Origin of the sequence: Glycomyces albidus (genome assembly GCF_009451885.1) — a bacterium.
GTDB lineage: Bacteria > Actinomycetota > Actinomycetes > Mycobacteriales > Micromonosporaceae > Glycomyces > Glycomyces albidus.
On the sequence record NZ_WIAO01000003.1, the window covers coordinates 173,325 to 189,134 of the forward strand.

Here is a 15,810-nt window from a genome sequence, read left to right on the forward strand (position 1 = left end):
GCCGCCCGCACCGGAACCGCCGTTCTCGCAGCCCGCGAAGCTCCTGCACGAGGTGTCGGCGGCCGTCGGCGCGATCACCCGCCACCTGTCGGTGCACCAGGTCCTCGAAGTGATCGTCTCCTCGTCGCGGCGGCTGGTCGGCGCCGACTACGCCGCGATCGGCATCCCGGACGACGAGGGCGGCTTCGCCGAGTTCATCACCGACGGGATCGGCGAGGAGCAGCGCCTGAAGATCGGGCCGCTGCCGCGCCAGCACGGGATGCTCGCGGCGATCCTCACCGAGACCGAGCCGATCCGCCTCGACGACCTGCGCCGCGATCCGCGCTTCCGCTGGTGGCCCAGGGCCCACCCGGCGATGTCGGCGCTGCTCGGCGTCCCGATCCGCGACGGCGACGTGACCCTCGGGATCGTGGTCCTCACCAACGACCTCGGCCGGCCCGGTTTCACCGAGGCCGACACCGAGCTCATCGAACTGCTCGCCTCCCACGCGGCCATCGCCATCACGAACGCGCGCCTGTACGAGCGCAGCCGCGAGCTCACCGTCGTCGAGGAGCGCAACCGCCTCGCCCGCGAGCTCCACGACGCGGTCATGCAGCGGCTCTTCTCGCTGCGGCTGTCCGCCCGCGCGGCCGGCAAGCTCCTGCCCGACGACCCGGCCGCCGCCCGCGGACGCCTCGACGAGGTCGAGCAGCTCGCCGCGGAGGCGATCGCCGAGCTGCGCGGCGTCATCGTCGAGCTCCGGCCCGCCGACCTCGACGTACACGGCCTGGTCGAGACGCTCCGCCGCCACGTGACGCTCCTCGACCGCCTCCACGACACGAACGTCCACTTCGAACTCCGCTCTCCGGTCGACCTCTCCCGCGACGGCGAGGTCGAAGTGCTTCGCCTCGTCCAGGAGGCCCTGGGCAATGCCTTCCGCCATGCCAAGGCTCGCAACGTCTTCCTCACGATCGAGTCCGAGCGGATCACGATCGCCGACGACGGCCTCGGCTTCGACGCCGACGAGGCCGCGACCCGCGGGCTCGGTCTGCTGTCGATGCGCGAACGCGCCCGGGCCCTCGGCGGCGGCCTCGACCTCACGACCGCCCCGGGCGAGGGCACCGTCGTGACCCTGCGCCTGGAAGGCGATCCGGACGCCGACAGCTCTGACGACGCTTCCGATGGCGGCGCCTCCAATGGCAGTGTCACCGACGAGAGTGCCGCCACCAGCGACCGCTCCACGAACGACAGTGCCACCAACGGCAGCGCCGTCAACGAAAGCGCCACCCACCGCAGCGGATCTGGCCACAGCGGCTCCGGCAGCGGCGCCTCCGAAACCGACGAAGGGCCCGGCCGTGACTGACCCGATCCGCCTCCTCCTCGTCGACGACCACCCGGTGGTCCGCCGCGGCCTGCGCGGCTACCTCGAACTCGAACCCGACTTCGTCGTCGTCGGCGAGGCCGGCGACGGCGAGGAGGCCCTCGCCGCCATCGCCGACCTCGACCCCGACGTGGTGCTCCTCGACCTCAAGATGCCCGGCCTCGACGGCCAGGGCGTCCTCGACCGCCTCGGCGACGCCCGCGCCCGCGTCCTCGTCCTCACCTCGGCCACCGACGCCGAACGCGTCCCCCCCGCGATCACCTCCGGCGCGGCCGGCTTCGTGTACAAGGACATCGACCCCGACGCTCTCGCCAGCGCCATCCGGACCGTCCATTCAGGTCAACTCCTGCTCTCGCCGGTCGCCATGCGCGGCCTGATGAACGGCTCGACCGGTCCGGCGGCGCCGACGCTCACCCCGCGCGAGAGCCAGGTCCTCGGCCTCATCGCCAAGGGCCAGACCAACCGCCAGATCGCCCGTGCCCTGGGCGTCTCCGAGAAGACCGTGAAGACGCACGTAACGAACCTGCTCCGCCGCATCGACGCCGCCGACCGCACCCAGGCCGCCCTCTGGGCGGTCCGCCACGGCATCGGGTGAACCGCAGGCACGCCACCGTCTATTGAGTCGTCACCGACGGTGCTCGCTTAGGGTCTCCTAGTGCTCCCGAGGCACCGCTCCCTCGGAGAAGCCCCTGTCCCGCCCGAATGGTCGCCCGCCACCGACCGGCGCCCTGGCGCACGACCCGCCTACGGAGCCCGTACATGCCCCTCCTCCTCAAACGCCTCGCCATCGGTGTTGCCTTGCCGACCGCGGTCGCCCTCGGCGTCTCGGCGAGCGCCGCTCCGCCGACACCGGTCACCGATCTCTACACGCTGGTGTCCGGAAACGACTGGGAGCCCTGGTGCGGGGAGGACGACCGGTCGAACGTGAAAGCCGCCGACGCCGATCTCCGCGGCCCCCACTTCACACTCACCCTGGAGTGCCTGTTCCAGGCATCCGCGGTTCCGCCGACCAGGCCTCGCTGAGCGCGGAACTCGGGGCCCTGGCTCCGGCCGCTCCCGGTTCCGAGTTCTTGTTCGTCCAGTTCGCTACGCAGGCGGACTATCTCGCGGACTTCAGTCACGACGGGCTCGCGGCCACAGCTTGGATCGAGGTCGGCACCGAGCGAATCGAGCTGAGTGAACCTCCGGACAACGCAGACTTCCTCGTCGCGAGCGTGCCGGTCGGCGAACCCGCCGTCCTGTGGGTGGACGACATGGGCCGCGCCCAGGGACTCGATCTGCGTACCGGCGAGCGGATCGATCCCGTTGCCGCTTACTACGGCGAGTTGGGCTTTTGGACCGACGAACTCGAAGGTTTCGAGTACCTGGACGTCCGCTTCGTGGGAGACGGCGGATGGTGGTGGACCGCGGGCTGTCACGACCGGATCGTCGAGTTGACCCGATCGGCCTGGACCGCTGACCGCGGCTGGGCCCCAGAGGGCTCGGTGTACCTCTCCTTCCAGTTCCGTTGGTGCGACGCGAGCTATCAAGACGTGATCTGGACGCTCGACACCGACCGGGCGCTCCTGCTCGAAACCGCCGGCGAATACCGCGTCCCCGACGGCTGGGCCACCGAACCGTATGTCGGCACGCCCGGCAGCACGACGTACACCGCGGTCTTCGAGGTCCCTGCCGACGTCGCAGACTTCCATCTGGTCTTCGTCCCGGCAGGCGAACTCGTCGAGAAGGACAGCGGCGAGGTCTTCCTGCAGGAGACCATGCCGGCGATCACTGAGTGGGCGGTCTCGTTCTGACCCCGGACATGCTGCCTGGTCTCTTCGCCGAGGCCAGGGATCTGATCCGATGTCAGGGGCGTCCAGGGGAAACCGTCAAGACCCACGTGACGAACCTGCTCCGCCGCATCGACGCCGCCGACCGCACCCGGGCCGCCCTCTGGGCGGGTCCGCCACGGCATCGATCGCGGGCCGTGACCGTCTATTGAGTCTGACCGTTCGCGACCGCATATGATCGCCCGGTGCCCCGATCTCACAACCGAACACGGTTCCGCCCCGCCCCGCTCGCAGTCCTCGTCCTCGCCGCCGGCTGCTCCTCGATGCCCTTCGCCGAGCGTACCGAGGCGTACGAACTCCTGACCGGCGCCGGAGGCGACAGCCCCTGGTGCGCCATGGGCGACGACGCCTGGTTCCTCGACCAGGGCGCGGATCTCAAAGGCCCGCACTTCGCCCTGTCGATCCAGTGCCGTTACCAGGGCACCGAGATCCCGGAGTCGCTGCAGCAGAACGGCTCCGACGCGCTCGCGGACCTCCCGGCCGCGGCAGGCGGCGTCGAACTCCTCGTCGCCCAGGTCGCCGCCTCGCCCATCTATGAACCCGAGTTCGGCGAGGGCGAGGTCGCATCGTGGATCCAGGTCGGCGACGAGCGGCTCGACCTCGAGACGCTGCCGGCGGACGGCGAGTTCGTCGCGGTCGCCGCACCCGAGGACGAGGACGCGGTGCTGTGGGTGGAGGACGAGGGCCGCGCGCAGGGCCTCGACCTGCGGTCGGGCGAACGCGTCGACCCCGTGGCCGGCTACTACAACGGCCTCGCGGTGGAGGCGGCCCGCCTGGAAGGCTTCTACTACGAGGACTTCGAGGTGTCCGACGGCCGCGACTCGTGGTTCCTGACGTGTCCGGCCCCTTGGGCGAACGCGACCCGCAACGCCTGGCTCGAGGACCGCGGCTGGGCCGGCGAGGGCCAGGTCTTCCTCACGGTGAGCTTCAACTGGTGCCACCGGTACGACACGCTCGTCTGGGTCCTCGACCCTGAGACGGCCGTGACCGTCGACGGTGCCAGCCCCGCCTACTGGAACGGGGAGGAGACCGTCAGCGGTTCGATGGACGTCGACGCGGTCTTCACCGTGCCCGAGGACGCCGACGACATCGCGATCACCTTCACCCCCTTCGGTCATGTCGAGTCGGCCGAGGACGGCGAGGCATGGGCTTTCATGGAAAGCCCGACGCCCACCGAATGGATCGCCCGCTTCTGAGCACGCGGTGCGACGGCCACCGCGCCGCGCCGGCCGCCCCGGTCCTCACCGCAGTCGGTGAAGCTGGATGCGGGCCCTCTGGGACGGTTCGCCATCATATCGGATGATTGCAGAACGTGACTGTCTCTTGTGCTGTCACTTTGGGTGATTCCCTAAGGTTCTCCCGTGCCCCTGAAACACAAGATCATATTCGCCCCTCTGACAACACTCCTGCTGGCAAGCAGCGCCTGTGGCTATGAGTCCGTTCCCTGGCTCGAACACACCGAGGCATTCGAGTTCTACTTCGGCTCCGACTCGGACCCCTGGTGCGAGGACGGCGGTGACGACTGGACCGGCGACGAAGGCATTCACATCCTCGGTCCGCATTTCTCGACCACGGTCGAATGCCGGTTCGTCAGCGACACGCTGCCGAGCGAGGTCGCCGCGCGTTCCTCGGCGCTCGCCGACATGCCCAGCGCCGAGGACGGCAGCGAGTTCGTCGTCAACCAGGTATCGCTGGACCCGATGGAGGCCGAGTACGGGTATGCGCCGACACGGGCCTGGGTGACCATCGGCGACCGGGAGTTCTCGATGGACGAGGCGCCCGCCCCGGGCGACTGGGTCGTCCTGACCGCCCCGGCCGACGAGCCGGTGGTCCTGTGGGTCGAGGACACGGGCCGGGCGCAGGGCGTCGACATGCGCACCGGCGAGCGCGTCGAGCCGGTGTTCGCCTTCTACAACGGGATCGCCTCCACCTCCGACGGGTTTCCCGGCTACCGGTACGACGAGGTCTACTTCGATCACGGATCCGAGTACACGTGGCTGGCCTGCGAGTACGACGGCGGGGGCGCTTGGCGCAACGTGTGGGACGAGGAGCTGGGCTGGGCGCCCGACGGCAGCGTGTTCCTGACGGTCGCGACGTTCTGGTGCCGGGACTACGACGAGTTCACCTGGAACCTGGACCCGCAGCGATCCATCGTCCTCACCAGCGGCGAGGCCGACGAGCCGGTCGCCTGGACCGTGAGCGAGGTCGAGGGCTACGGCGTCGAGGTCCACGCGGTCTTCCAGATCCCCGACTACGACGCCGAGATCACGATCGAGTTCACCCCCGTCGGCGAGGTCGTCGACGAGGACGGCCGCCAGTGGGAGTTCCGCGAAGCGCCCGCGGCCACCGAGTGGACCGCGGCGTTCTGAGGCCGGTCAGACCAGTTCGCGCAGGAGCGCGCTCAGGATCCGGGCGACCTTCTCCGGCTGGGTGACGATCGCCAGGTGGTCGGTGTTGAGGTCCGTGACCGGCCAGCCCTTGTCCTCGGCCTCCTGCGCCTGCGTGAGGTACGCCTCGCTGAGGCGCACGTAGGCGCAGGGGCCGGGCGGCCACGCCGGCGCGGCCGGGGCGGTCTCCTCGAAGTACGCCAGCGGGATCCGCGGCAGATGCGCCGTGAACTGCTCGCGCACCTCGGCGTCGGGCAGGAGGTCCTCGATCGCGTCGGGCGGGAACCAGTCGCTCCACTTCGGCAGCAGGTCGCCGCCGGCGACCTGGCGGAGGTGGTCGCCCAGTTCGGCCGGCGCGGTGTCGAACCAGCTCTGGCCCGGGTGGGGGAGCAGCGCGTCGACGAAGACGGCGGCCGCGGTGCGCGGCACCGCTTCGGCGACGGCCGGCAGCAGGGACCCGGCGCCGCTGTGGGCGATCAGGACGGCCGATTCGTGCATCGCGTAGTCGCGGAGCCCTTCGGCGACCTGCGCCGCGGCGGCCGGATAGAAGGGGCCTTCGGACTCGAACGCCGGCTGCAGGTCGGGCACGGCCACGACGTGCCCGAGCGACCGCAGCGCCTCGGCCGTCGGCGCCCACGCCTGCGCGCCGGTGAGGGGGCTGTGCACCAGTACCAGAAGCGGATCGTCCACAGCTCGATTCTGGTGCGCCCGAGCGGGGAACGCAAGGGCCCCGGTCACCCGGGGCCCTCTCGGTCCGCTAATTGCCGACGACTGCGGGGTCGCCGCCCTGGCGCTCGCCCGTGTCGAGGGCGTCGATGGCGGCGAGCTCCTCGTCGGTGAGCGTGAAGTCGAGGGTCTCCCAGTTCTCGCGGATGCGGCTGGGGGTCTCCGACTTGGGGATGACGACGTTGCCGCGCTGGAGGTTCCAGCGGAGGGCCACCTGCGCGGGCGTGCGCTCGTGGGCTGCGGCGGCGGCCTTGACGGCCGGCTCGTCGAAGAGGCCGCCGCCGCGCAGCGCCAGCGGGCCCCAGGACTCGGTCGCGATGAGGTGCTCGGCGTGGTAGGCCCGCAGCTCGGGCTGGCTGAAGTACGGGTGCAGCTCGACCTGGTTGATCTCGGCCGCCGCACCGGTCTCGGTCTCGATGCGGTCGAGGTGCTCGATCGTGAAGTTGGAGACCCCGGCGGCACGGATGAGGCCCTCTTCGCGGGCGTCGAGGAGCGCCTGCCAGGACTCGACGTACTTGCCCAGGCCCGGGCGCGGCCAGTGCAGCAGGTACAGGTCGAGGTACTCGGTGCCGAGGCGTTCGAGGGACTCCTCGAGGTTGCGGCGGACGTCGTCGTAGCCGTGGTCCCAGGTCTTGCTGGTCAGGAACACCTCGTCGCGCTTGAGGCCGGAGGCGGCGACGGCGCGGCCGACGCCGGTCTCGTTGCCGTAGCCGACCGCGGTGTCGACCAGGCGGTAGCCCGTCTCGAGGGCGGTCTCGACCGCGGCCTGGACGTCCCCGTCGTCGATCTTGAAGGTGCCGTAGCCGAAGCGCGGGATCGCGGCTCCACCGGAAAGCTTGATTGACGTGATCGGTTCGCTCATGCGCGCAAACCTACTCATCTGGGGCGCGATTGCCAACGCCCCGACTCGCCGTCTCGGGGCGGCGGCTCAACGCCCGCGACGACGTCGGCGACGTGACCGCGCCGAATCGCCGCTGGAGGACGCGCACCGGCGCTGGCCGAGGCGCGGCGGCCGGGCCGCCCGGCCGCCGCGTCCCGTCAGGTCAGCGCTCGCCGGAGGCGGGGTCGATGCCCTGGCGCTCGCCCGTCTCCAGAGCGTCGATCGCGGCCATCTCGTCCTCGCCGAGCGCGAAGTCGAACACGTCGAAGTTCTCGGCGATCCGCTTCGGCTTGGAGGACTTGGGGATCACGATGCAGCCGTTCTGCAGGTGCCAGCGGATGACGACCTGGCCCGGGCTCTTGCCGTGGGCCTCGGCCGCTGCGGTGACGGCGTCCTCGGCGAGGACCGAGCCGGTGCGCTGGCCCAGCGGCCCCCACGACTCGGTGGCGATGCCGCGCTCGGCGTGCCAGGCGCGCAGCTCCGGCTGGTTGAAGTACGGGTGCAGCTCGACCTGGTTCACGCTCGGCCACACCCCGGTGCCCTCGTGGACCTGCTCGAGGTGCTCGGGCAGGAAGTTCGAGACCCCGACCGAGCGGATCAGGCCCTCGTCCTTGGCTTCGAGCAGCGCCGCGAACGTCTCGACGTACAGGCCCTGCTTGGGGGAGGGCCAGTGGATCAGGTACAGGTCGAGGTAGTCGGTGCCGAGCCGCTCGAGCGACGCCTCGAGCGCCGCGCGGGCCTTGGCGGCGCCGTGGTGGTCGTTCCAGACCTTCGTGGTCAGGTGCACGTCCTCGCGCGGGACGCCCGAGCCGTTCACGGCGCGGCCGACGCCGACCTCGTTGCCGTACATCTCGGCGGTGTCGATGAGCCGGTACCCGGTGGCGAGGGCCGCCTCGACGGCCTCCTGGGCCTCGTCGTCGCCGACCTTGTAGGTCCCGTAGCCGATGCGGGGCATGGTCCGGCCGTCGTTGAGCTCCACCGGTTCCCTGAGATCAGTCATGCCCGCGATGGTAACCGCGCCCGCGGTCCGGGCGCCGCCGATCGCGATGTTCGACTCGTTACGCGCCCTGGGGACCCCCGATTGCAACGCTACCGGCGGGGTCCGACGCCGGCGGCCGGCGCCGAACGCCGTAACGAGTCGCCATGCAGCGCCTTACGGTCGGCGTCGACCATGATGCGGGCGAGTTCGTCCCAGTGGACGCGCGCCTTCCAGCCGATCTCGCGCTCGATCTTCGTCGGGTCGCCGACCAGTTCGGGCACTTCGGCGGGGCGCTCGTAGCGGTCGTCGTGCTCGATGTGCTCGCGCCAGTCGAGGCCGGCGTGCGCGAACGCGGCCTCGGCGAAGTCGCGGACCGTCGCGGCCCGGCCGGTGGCGATCACGTAGTCGACCGGTTCGCGGTGCTGGAGCATGAGCCACATCGCCTCCACGTACTCGGGCGCGTAGCCCCAGTCGCGGACCGCGTCGAGGTTCCCCAGGTAGACCTTCTTCTCCAGGCCCGCCTCGATCCGCGCCACGGCCCGCGTGATCTTGCGGGTCACGAAGGTCTCGCCCCGGCGCGGGCTCTCGTGGTTGAACGCGATCCCGTTGACCGCGAACATCCCGTACGACTCCCGGTAGTTCACGGTCGCCCAGTGCGCGTACAGCTTCGCGACCCCGTACGGGCTGCGCGGGTGGAACTGGGCGGTCTCGTTCTGCGGCGGCGCCGTGGTCCCGAACATCTCCGAAGTGGACGCCTGGTAGACCTTCGCGTCGATCCGGCTGGCCCGCACCGCCTCCAGGAGCCGGATCGCGCCCAGCGCAGTCACGTTCGCGGTGTAGTCGGGCAGGTCGAAGCTCACGCGCACATGCGACTGCGCGGCCAGGTTGTAGATCTCGTCCGGTTCGATGTCCCGGATGAGGTTGACCAGCAGGCCGGCGTCGGTGACGTCGCCCTTGTGGAGGAACAGCCGCCGGCCCGACTCGTGCGGGTCCTGGTAGACCCCGTCGAGCCGGGAGGTGTTCGCGATCAGCGACGACGCGTGCCGCACCACCCCGTGCACCACGTAGCCCTTCGCGAGCAGCAGTTCGGCCAGGTACGAGCCGTCCTGGCCGGTGATGCCGGTGATCAGCGCTGTCTTCACCGGCCCGAGTCTAGTTCGTGCTCCGCGGGCCCCTCCGCGTTCAGCCGATCGTCGGCGGACGGCCACGGAACCGCTACATGAAGTTAGCTCGCAAAAGCCGCGAATTCCCTACGCTGGCCTGCGGCAGCAACTCCCGCTGCGCCCCATCCCGTTTCAAAGGACTCTGTGATGAAACGACGGAACGTCATGCGCGCCGCGGTCGCCGGCGCCGGATCGGTCGCCCTCGGCTTCACCATGACCCGCCCCTCCTTCGCCTACCCCGCCGTCCCCGGCCCGAGCCCCTACGGCGCCCTCCAACCCGCCGACGCCCGCGGCATCCAGCTCCCTACCGGATTCACCTCCCGGATCGTCGCCCGCTCCTCCCAGACCGTCCCGGGCACCTCCTACACCTGGCACGGCGCCCCCGACGGCGGCGCCTGCTTCGCCGACGGGAACGGCTGGATCTACGTCTCCAACGCCGAACTCTCCACCGGCGGCGGCGCCGGCGCGCTCCGCTTCGACGCCTCCGGGAACATCGTCGACGCCTACCGCATCCTCGACGGCACCCGCACCAACTGCGCCGGCGGCGCCACCCCCTGGAACACCTGGCTCTCCTGCGAAGAGGTCGACCGCGGCTTCGTCTACGAGACCGACCCCTACGGCGCCGGCGCCGCCGTCCAGCGGCCCGCCATGGGCCGCTTCAAGCACGAGGCCGCCGCCGCCGACGCCGACCACGGCGTCATCTACCTCACCGAAGACGTCTCCGACGGCGCCTTCTACCGCTTCCGCCCCACCACCTGGGGCGACCTCGCCTCCGGCACCCTCCAGGTCCTCACCCAGACCGGCTCGACCCTCGCCTGGGCCACCGTCCCCGACCCCGACGGCTCTCCGACCGCCACCCGCAACCAGGTCGCCGGCACCAGGCGCTTCAACGGCGGCGAAGGCTGCTACTACACCGACGGCATCTGCTTCTTCACCACCAAGGGCGACAACCGGGTCTGGGCCTACGACGCCGACGCCAACACCCTCGCCACCGTCTACGACGACAACGTCTCCGGCGCCCCGCTCACCGGCGTCGACAACATCACCGGCGCCTCCGGCAGCGGCGACCTCTTCGTCGCCGAAGACGGCGGCAACATGGAGATCTGCGTGATCACCCCCGACGACGTCGTCGCCCCGTTCCTGCGCATCACCGGCCAGAGCGCCTCCGAGATCTGCGGCCCCGCCTTCAACCCGGCCGGGAACCGCCTCTACTTCTCCTCCCAGCGCGGCACCAGCGGCTCCAGCAGCGGCGGCATCACCTACGAGGTCACCGGTCCCTTCCGCGGGATCTGACCCGCAGGGGCCGCGCGGACCGGGCGCGAACGACTCGCTTCGCGCGGCCCCACCGCACCCCGTCCGCCGCTAGGATCGGGGACGACCGTGCCCGGCACGCGCTGCCGCCACCGTGCAGTCAGGACCGGGCAGCCTCGACGACGAAGTCGGTGAACGCCCTTGCCCGTCATCACAGTGGACCTAGCGATCGTCGGCGCGGGCCCGACCGGCCTCTTCGCCGCCTACTACGCGGGCTTCCGCGGCCTGCGCACCGCCGTCATCGACGCCCTGCCCGAGGCCGGCGGCCAGATCACCGCCATGTACCCCGAGAAGCAGATCTTCGACGTCGCCGGCTTCCCCGAGATCCGCGGCCGCGACCTCGTCGAGAACCTCCTGCGCCAGGCCGCCCCGTTCGAACCGCTCTACCTCCTCGGCCACCAGGCCCGGAAACTCGAGCGCACCGACGGCATGCCCGTCCTCGGCCTCAGCGGCGACGTCCGCGTCGAAGCCAAGGCCCTGCTCATCACCGGCGGCCTCGGCAGCTTCGCACCCCGGCCGCTCCCGGCCGCCGCCGACTTCCCCGGCGCCGGGATCGTCTACTTCGTCCCCGAACTCGCCGCCCACGCCGGGCAGGACGTCGTCATCGTCGGCGGCGGCGACTCCGCGTTCGACTGGGCGCTGGCCCTCCACGGGGTCGCCCGCAGCACCGTGATCGTGCACCGCCGCGAGAAGTTCCGGGCCCACCAGGGCACCATCGAGCGAGTGCGCGGCCTCGGCGTCCCCATCATCGTGAACGCCCAGGTCACCGCCGTCCACGGCACCGCCCGCGTCGAAGGGGTGACCGTCGACGTCAAGGACGAGGGCCCGCGCGAGCTCGCCGCGGACGCGATCGTCGCGGCGCTCGGCTTCACCGCCGACCTCGGGCCGCTGGGGGAGTGGGGGCTCGACCTCGACCACCGCCAGATCACTGTGGACTCGACGATGGCGGCCAGCCTGCCGCGCGTCTACGCCGCGGGCGACATCGCCGCCTACCCGGGGAAGGTCAAGCTCATCGCCACCGGCTTCGGGGAGGCCGCCACGGCCGTCAACAACGCCGCCGTCGCGATCGACCCGGCCGCGCACCTCTTCCCCGGGCACTCCAGCGAGAACCCGTAAACCCTTGCGGCACAACGGGATACCCTCGGCACTGGGGTCCTGATATGACTTACTGACGGGTATGTCGCTTTGGGTTCCGAGGGCAGTCATACTATGCGGGAATGCTTGCCATGACCGTGTCGGGCGGGAGCCTCACCGCCGCCCAGGTGCCCGAACCCGCGCCCGGCCCCGATGAAGTCCTCATCGCGGTCGCCGCCGCCGGCGTCAACCGCGCCGACCTCCTCCAGGTCGCCGGCCACTACCCGCCGCCGCAGGGCGCGCCCGCCTGGCCCGGCCTCGAGGTCTCGGGGACCATCGTCGACGTCGGCAGCGCCGACAACGCCACCCTCCTCGGCGCCGAGGTCTGCGCCCTGCTCCCCGGCGGCGGCTACGCCCAGTTCGCCGCCGTGGACGCCGGACTGGTCCTGCCCGTCCCCGAGAACGTCGACGTCGTCGACGCCGCCGGCCTGCCCGAGGCCGCCGCGACCGTCTACTCCAACCTCGGCTACCTGCTCGGCGAGGAAGCGCCCGGCAAGCGCCGCGTCCTCGTCCACGGCGGCGCCGGCGGGATCGGCACCTTCGCCGTCCAGTTCGCCAAGCAGCTCGCCGGCGCCGAGACCTGGACCACCGCCCGCGGCGAGCACGCCAAGCAGCTCGAAGCCCTCGGCGCCGACCGCGTCGTCGACTACCGCAGCGAGGACTTCGCCGCCCTCTCCCAGGAGGCCGGCGGGGCCGACGCGATCCTCGACGTCATCGGCGCGGCCTACTTCGAACCGAACCTCAAAGCCCTCGCCCAGGACGGCCGCCTCGCCATCATCGGCCTCCAGAAGGGCAACGCCGCCCAGATCCACCTCGGCGGCCTCCTCGCCAAGCGCGCCACGATCACCGGCACCACCCTCCGCGCCCGCCCCCTCGAACAGCGCCGCCAGATCCTCGCCGAAGTCTTCGAGCACGTCTGGCCCGCCCTCGACACCGGCGACATCAAACCGGTCGTCACCACTCGCCTCCCGCTCACCGACGCCGCCGAAGCCCACCGCCTCATGGCCGCCGGAGGCCACTTCGGCAAGATCGTCCTCACCGCGAAGTCCTGATCTCCCAGGAAGCCTGCGAGGTCGACGCTCAAGGCTCCTCTCCGTTGCGAGGAACCCTGGGAGCAGCCCCGAGCGTGTCGGACCCGCCGGGCACTCTTGGATCCGGGGGCGCCTGCGAATGCCCGATTCGCGGAGAAACGCCGAGACGCGCCGCCGCCGGGCCCCGAATCGGGGCCCGGCGGCGGCGCGTCTTCAGGTACTCCGTTCCCGGCTACGTCTCGCAGCAGCCGTGGCAGCAGTCCGCGCCCGCACACTGGCACGCGTCGTCGTTGCAGCAGTTGCAGCACTCGTCGCTCACTCGCACTCACCTCCATCCCGAACCCCGGGCGGACACCAGTTCTCCGGCAGCGGCCCGCCGCCGCAGCCGCCCGACTCGACCGCGCCCAGCATCGCCGTGAGCTGCGACCGCAGTCCCTCCAGCCGCGCGATCTCCGCCGACACCTCCGCGATCCGCCGCTCCAGGTGCGACCCGGCCGGCTCGCACGGGCACGCGCCCGTGTCGCGCACCGACAGCAGGTCGGCGATGTCCGACAGGCGCAGGCCCGCGCGCTGGCAGGCCCGGATGAACCGGGCGCGGTCGAGCTCGGCCGTCCCGTACCGGCGGTACCCGGCGGCGCTGCGCTCGGGCGCGGGGAACAGGCCCTCGCGCTCCCAGTGGCGGATGGCATCGGTGGTCACGCCCGCCGCCTCGGCGAGCCGGCCCACGGTCAACGGTGCTGTCGCGGTCGTCATGCACCGACCGTAAACCCTGGTGCCGGGACCAAGGTCAAGTCCGGGCGGGGAGTTTCCCCGGACACGCCTCACGCCCCGGTAATGGGCTCGAACCGGCGGCCGGGCGGCGACTACCATGGACCCGAACGTCAAGCGCCGGCCCTTCGACCGGCCCATTCACTGAGGAGAACCGTGGCTTCCGCAGCACCGAAACAGAGTCCAGGCGTCGTCGAACCCCTCTGGGTGACGGCTGGCACTACCGGTGCCGACGCGGTGGCCGAAGCCGGCCTCCCCGTCCACGGGCCGAACGCCGTCGTCGTCCTCCGCGACGCCGAAGGGCGGCTCCGCGACCTCTCGTGGGCCCCCGAGACCGACACCAAGGTCGAACCCGTCCCGCTCGACAGCCCCGACGGGCTCAACGTGCTGCGCCACTCGGCCGCGCACGTCATGGCCCAGGCCGTCCAGGAGCTCCACGAGGCCAAGCTCGGCATCGGCCCGCCCATCACCGACGGGTTCTACTACGACTTCGACGTCGCCGAGCCGTTCAACCCGGACGACCTCAAGGCCATCGAGAAGCGCATGCTCCAGATCATCAAGCAGGGGCAGACCTTCCACCGCCGCAAGTACGCCTCCCTCGACGAGGCCCGCGCCGAGCTCGCGAACGAGCCGTACAAGCTCGAACTCATCGAGACCAAGGGCGAGGGCACCGACGCCGACGAGATCATGGAGGTCGGCGGCGGCGAACTCACCGCCTACGACAACCGCGACCGCACCGGCGCGACCGTCTGGTCCGATCTCTGCCGGGGCCCGCACCTGCCCTCGACCAAGCTCATCGGCGCCGTCAAGCTCATGCGCTCGGCGGCCGCGTACTGGATGGGCTCGGAGAAGAACCCGCAGCTCCAGCGCATCTACGGCACCGCCTGGCCCACCGTCCAGGACCAGAAGGACTACCTCGCGCGCCTCGCCGAGGCCGAGAAGCGCGACCACCGCAAGCTCGGGCAGCAGCTCGACCTGTTCTCCTTCCCCGACGAGCTCGGCTCCGGGCTCCCGGTGTTCCACCCCAAGGGCGGCATCATCCGGTACGAGATGGAGTCCTACCTGCGCCAGAAGCAGCAGGAAGCGGGGTACGAGCTGGTCAACACCCCGCACATCACCAAGGAGCACCTGTTCCACACCTCGGGGCACCTGCCGTACTACGCGGACACCATGTTCCCGCCGATGGAGCTCGAGGGCGCGAACTACTACCTCAAGGCCATGAACTGCCCGATGCACAACCTGATCTTCCGCTCGCGCGGGCGCTCCTACCGGGAGCTGCCGCTGCGCCTGTCGGAGTTCGGGTCGGTGTACCGGTACGAGAAGTCCGGCGTGGTCCACGGCCTCACCCGCGTCCGCGGCCTCACCATGGACGACGCGCACATCTACTGCACCGAGGAGCAGGCCCCCGGCGAGATCAAAAGCCTGCTCCAGTTCGTGCTCTCGCTGCTGCGCGACTACGGCCTCAACGACTTCTACCTCGAACTGTCCACCAAGGACGACTCGCCGAAGTTCATCGGCGACGACGCCCTCTGGGAGTCGGCGATCGCGACCCTGCGCCAGGTCGCCGAGGAGTCCGGGCTCGACCTCGTCCCCGACCCGGGCGGGGCGGCCTTCTACGGGCCGAAGATCTCCGTCCAGGCCAAGGACGCGATCGGCCGCACCTGGCAGATGTCGACCATCCAGCTCGACTTCAACCAGCCGGCCCGCTTCAACCTGGAGTACTCCGCGGCCGACGGCACCCGCAAGCAGCCGGTCATGATCCACCGCGCCCTCTTCGGCTCGATCGAGCGCTTCTTCGGCGTCCTCACCGAGCACTACGCGGGCGCGTTCCCGGCCTGGCTCGCGCCGGTCCAGGCCGTCGGCATCCCCGTCCGCGACGAGAACGCCGACTACCTGGAAGGCTTCTTCGCGCGCCTCCGCGCCGAGGGCGTCCGCGCCGAGGTCGACCACTCGGACGACCGCATGCAGAAGAAGGTCCGCAACGCCCAGCTCCAGAAGATCCCGTTCATGATCATCGCCGGCGACGACGACCAGAACGCTGCCACCGTCTCCTTCCGCTACCGCGACGGCTCCCAGCGCAACGGCGTCCCCGCCGACGAGGCGGTCGCCCACGTCACCGAGGTGATCCGCTCCCGCGTGAACGAAGGCCCGTCCGCAGCCGAGCAGTAGGAGAACGCCGGGTGTCGCCAATGCGACACCAAGGCCGCACGGCCCACGGCAAGGAGCGCGACCGACCGGTTCG

At 70.9% G+C, this 15,810-nt stretch carries 14 protein-coding genes and 1 pseudogene; 10 read left to right on the forward strand and 5 right to left on the reverse strand.

The features are described 5' to 3' along the window. Positions 1–43 precede the first annotated feature (43 nt). The 6 genes and pseudogenes from GFD30_RS04170 to GFD30_RS04195 all read left to right on the forward strand — a co-directional run. A pseudogene (locus tag GFD30_RS04170) lies at positions 44–1,126 on the forward strand (GAF domain-containing protein); the annotation flags it as partial. A 208-nt stretch (positions 1,127–1,334) separates the two neighbouring features. Further along, entirely contained in the window at positions 1,335–1,955 is a 621-nt protein-coding gene (locus tag GFD30_RS04175) for a response regulator (protein ID WP_194201847.1), read from the forward strand. A gap of 164 nt (positions 1,956–2,119) precedes the next feature. After that, on the forward strand, positions 2,120–2,383 hold the full coding sequence (locus GFD30_RS04180; RefSeq protein ID WP_153023959.1) for a hypothetical protein: 264 nt from the start codon (positions 2,120–2,122) through the stop codon (positions 2,381–2,383). After that, on the forward strand, positions 2,338–3,153 hold the full coding sequence (locus GFD30_RS04185; RefSeq protein WP_153023960.1) for a hypothetical protein: 816 nt from the start codon (positions 2,338–2,340) through the stop codon (positions 3,151–3,153). Before GFD30_RS04180 ends, GFD30_RS04185 begins: the two co-directional genes overlap by 46 nt. 221 nt (positions 3,154–3,374) lie before the next feature. Continuing rightward, entirely contained in the window at positions 3,375–4,385 is a 1,011-nt protein-coding gene (locus GFD30_RS04190; protein WP_153023961.1) for a hypothetical protein, read from the forward strand. 165 nt (positions 4,386–4,550) lie between these two features. Continuing rightward, positions 4,551–5,558, forward strand: a complete 1,008-nt coding sequence (locus GFD30_RS04195; protein WP_153023962.1) for a hypothetical protein — start codon at positions 4,551–4,553, stop codon at positions 5,556–5,558. Positions 5,559–5,564: 6 nt separating this feature from the next. Here the strand turns inward: GFD30_RS04195 and GFD30_RS04200 are convergent, their stop codons facing one another. From GFD30_RS04200 to gmd, 4 genes are all read right to left on the reverse strand, one after another. Next, positions 5,565–6,266 (reverse strand): alpha/beta fold hydrolase, encoded by a 702-nt coding sequence (locus GFD30_RS04200; protein ID WP_227995814.1) that lies wholly within the window; start codon positions 6,264–6,266, stop codon positions 5,565–5,567. Positions 6,267–6,333: 67 nt separating this feature from the next. Further along, positions 6,334–7,164: an aldo/keto reductase gene (locus GFD30_RS04205; protein ID WP_153023963.1), complete on the reverse strand. Its 831-nt coding sequence runs from the start codon at positions 7,162–7,164 to the stop codon at positions 6,334–6,336. 181 nt (positions 7,165–7,345) lie between these two features. Then, positions 7,346–8,182 carry an aldo/keto reductase gene (locus GFD30_RS04210; RefSeq protein WP_153023964.1) on the reverse strand — a complete coding sequence of 279 codons (837 nt, stop codon included), beginning with the start codon at positions 8,180–8,182 and terminating at the stop codon, positions 7,346–7,348. A gap of 89 nt (positions 8,183–8,271) precedes the next feature. Beyond that, positions 8,272–9,303 (reverse strand): GDP-mannose 4,6-dehydratase, encoded by a 1,032-nt coding sequence (gene gmd / locus GFD30_RS04215; protein ID WP_322632924.1) that lies wholly within the window; start codon positions 9,301–9,303, stop codon positions 8,272–8,274. A gap of 168 nt (positions 9,304–9,471) precedes the next feature. Between gmd and GFD30_RS04220 the strand changes: the two genes are divergently transcribed. The 3 genes from GFD30_RS04220 to GFD30_RS04230 all read left to right on the forward strand — a co-directional run bounded on the left by GFD30_RS04220 (position 9,472) and on the right by GFD30_RS04230 (position 12,821). Then, positions 9,472–10,617: an alkaline phosphatase PhoX gene (locus tag GFD30_RS04220; RefSeq protein WP_153023965.1), complete on the forward strand. Its 1,146-nt coding sequence runs from the start codon at positions 9,472–9,474 to the stop codon at positions 10,615–10,617. 159 nt (positions 10,618–10,776) lie between these two features. Further along, positions 10,777–11,751: an NAD(P)/FAD-dependent oxidoreductase gene (locus GFD30_RS04225; protein WP_153023966.1), complete on the forward strand. Its 975-nt coding sequence runs from the start codon at positions 10,777–10,779 to the stop codon at positions 11,749–11,751. 101 nt (positions 11,752–11,852) lie between these two features. Continuing rightward, the gene (locus tag GFD30_RS04230) at positions 11,853–12,821 is read left to right on the forward strand and encodes an NAD(P)H-quinone oxidoreductase (RefSeq protein WP_153023967.1); all 969 of its coding nucleotides are present in this window, start codon (positions 11,853–11,855) and stop codon (positions 12,819–12,821) included. Between the two features lie 294 nt (positions 12,822–13,115). Here the strand turns inward: GFD30_RS04230 and GFD30_RS04235 are convergent, their stop codons facing one another. After that, complete coding sequence (locus GFD30_RS04235; RefSeq protein ID WP_153023968.1) at positions 13,116–13,553, reverse strand: MerR family transcriptional regulator; 438 nt, start codon at positions 13,551–13,553, stop codon at positions 13,116–13,118. 222 nt (positions 13,554–13,775) lie between these two features. Between GFD30_RS04235 and thrS the strand changes: the two genes are divergently transcribed. After that, entirely contained in the window at positions 13,776–15,737 is a 1,962-nt protein-coding gene (gene thrS / locus GFD30_RS04240; RefSeq protein WP_322632925.1) for a threonine--tRNA ligase, read from the forward strand. Positions 15,738–15,810 lie beyond the last annotated feature (73 nt).